3 protein-coding genes are annotated in these 2,336 nt (G+C 64.6%); 1 reads left to right on the top strand and 2 read right to left on the bottom strand.

The window, feature by feature from the left end; genetic code table 11:
• Positions 1–169 precede the first annotated feature (169 nt).
• Positions 170–463 carry a hypothetical protein gene (locus ACZ7NC_RS45250; RefSeq protein WP_471498223.1) on the top strand — a complete coding sequence of 98 codons (294 nt, stop codon included), beginning with the start codon at positions 170–172 and terminating at the stop codon, positions 461–463.
• Between the two features lie 40 nt (positions 464–503).
• Here the strand turns inward: ACZ7NC_RS45250 and ACZ7NC_RS45245 are convergent, their stop codons facing one another.
• Both ACZ7NC_RS45245 and ACZ7NC_RS45240 read right to left on the bottom strand, forming a co-directional pair.
• The gene (locus tag ACZ7NC_RS45245; protein ID WP_471498218.1) at positions 504–1,652 is read right to left on the bottom strand and encodes a ParB/RepB/Spo0J family partition protein; all 1,149 of its coding nucleotides are present in this window, start codon (positions 1,650–1,652) and stop codon (positions 504–506) included.
• Positions 1,649–2,233, bottom strand: a complete 585-nt coding sequence (locus ACZ7NC_RS45240) for a ParA family protein (RefSeq protein ID WP_471498214.1) — start codon at positions 2,231–2,233, stop codon at positions 1,649–1,651. Before ACZ7NC_RS45240 ends, ACZ7NC_RS45245 begins: the two co-directional genes overlap by 4 nt.
• Between the last annotated feature and the right edge of the window lie 103 nt (positions 2,234–2,336).

Here is a 2,336-nt window from a genome sequence, read left to right as displayed (position 1 = left end):
GGATCTCATAGACATCGAACCTGCCAAGAGGCCCTGTCCCCGGCCGGTTTACGCCGGCGGGAACAGGGCCTCGTTACGTTCCAGGACAGCCTGCTTCCTGCGGGGCATGGCGCTTCAGCGGCCGCCGCAGGATCTTGCGCATGCACTGCGCTTTCTGCGGAAGGGGTCCATGTCGATCCAGGAGGATCGGGCACTCGCGGAACGAGTTGTGCGGATTCTTGCGGAGTTCGGCAACGACGAGCGCGTCGATCAGGTTCTGCCGCATCTCATTCGGACGGACGCCTCAACGGTTCGTCAGTTCCGGCAGCATCGCAGGGCTGCCGGAACGAGCTCGCCTCGAGGATCCCAGCCGATCATGAACCCCGCGGGGGAGTCTGAGTCCCCCCGCCCAACGCCGCGCATCATCACCGGGACGGTAGTGACTCAGAAAGACGAACCCAGCGAGGGGCTGACGCCGCAATGAGGGGTGGGTGGGCAGCCGGCAACGGATGACCCACCCACCGTCACTTGTCGGCAGACAGCAGCCAGACCAGCGTCTTGCGATGTTCAGGCGTCATGTGAAGCCTCAACTGCTTATCGAACCAAGCCGGGTCGTCCCAAGGCAGAGCCGGCGTCTGGTCGCCGCCTCGCGCGCCCCCTTGGGGAGGGATGGCCCTCGGCTCGTCACCCGCTGCGGGGGATTCCTGGTGGGAGCGGACGGACGTCCCCCGGTCACCACTCCTCGGTTTGTTGTCCGCGGACAACGAGGGAGCGTCGGCGGGAGGTTGCTCAAATACCTCGGAGGGTGCGTCGACGACCTTGTTGTCGGCCTCGCCCAGTTTGTTGTCCGCGGACAACGACTCCCTTTGCGTGCCAGCCTGAGCCTCACGCGCCGCGTCCAGCACTGCTTGATCGCGCAGCTTAGCCAGGGCAACGGCTTCCTTCGCCGCCTTGAGGTGTTCCAGCAGGCCAGCGGCATCGAGACCCGGGTTCTCTTTGAGGTGCCGGGCGAGATAGCGGCCATCGCGCTCAGGCAGACTGCCGGCGCCGAGCATGGCCTGAAGCTCCTCCGGTAGCTCCAGCAGAGAGAGCTGGTTGGTCACCCAGGACCGGTCCTTGCCCAGCTGCTCAGCCGCGCGTGCACGAGCACCCCGCTCCTCCTTCTCCACGCAGATGTCGACCAGCTGCTGAACGCCGCGGGCCCGCTCTATGACGTTGAAGTCCTCGCGGTCCAGGTTCTCCTTGAGCAGGTGGTTGATGAACTGCTCGCGGGAGGAGGCAAGGTCGTCCCGGACAACGAAGTCAAGCGACTCGAGCCCGACATGGACGCCGCTGCGATAGCGGCGCTCACCGTTGACCAGGATGTGCTTGGCGGAGCCGACACGGTCCTCATGCGCGGGCCACAGTGCCAGGTAGGCGTCACGCGTGACCGCCACACACGCCGCCAACTGCGCTTGCCGCAGCTCCTCACCGAACCGGGTCAATTCCTCTTCCGTGCCAAAGTTCCGGCGTGGGTTCAGCGGAGTGGGCGCGACCTCATCCAGGTGCAGGCGCACGAGTTCGTACATCGGCACGTCGCCCTGAGTGACTGCCTTAGCCCTGCCTCGGGCGCTCCGGCCCCTCGGCACCTGGCCGAACGACCTTCCGGTCCCCAGTTGATCGGCCTTGCTCATGCGCTGATCCTCCGTGCCACAGTCCGCATCACGTCCGCCTGGTCGCCGTAAGGGGCGTGTACCAGCAAGGGCTTCTTCACACGGACGGCTTCTCGCTGATCCTTCAGTTCGGGAATAACGGCGATGACCGGGGGATCGCCGATGCTGTTCCACTCCTCGAGGGACGAGGTGGCCACGTAGCCCTTGCGGCTGTCGTACATGTTGACCACGAAGCCCAGCATGGAAATCGTGACCTCCATGTCCGCGATGAGGTCCTGGATCTGGTCGTAGAGCATGTCGTAGGCGTCAGCGGAGGAGTCCTCGGCCAGAACCGGGATCACGATTCCCGACGTGCTGGCCTCTTCGCCGTCACGGGTGCGGGAGTAGTACAGCGCTGTGTCCATCGAGTAGCCCAGACTCGGGGGGCAGTCGACGACGATGTAGTCGAAGTCCTGCTCCACCGGTTCGAGGGCCTTCTCCAGTGCCGTCTCCTTGATGCGTACGTTCCGGCTTGTGGCCAGCTTCGCATCGAGCAGGAAGGCGTCCTTGCAGGCGGGCAGCAGCCATAGGTGCTCTTCGAAGTCCCCGCCCTTTATCGGCACCAGGAGTTTGAGGTGCCCCGGAGATTCCGGACAGGGACCCAATAGGGTTGTCCTGTCAAGGAAACGAGGAAGCACGAAGTGGCATCACCCAACAAGTACACCC

Source organism: Streptomyces sp. NPDC111802 (assembly GCF_055634335.1).
This window is presented reverse-complemented; position numbering and strand designations above follow the sequence as displayed.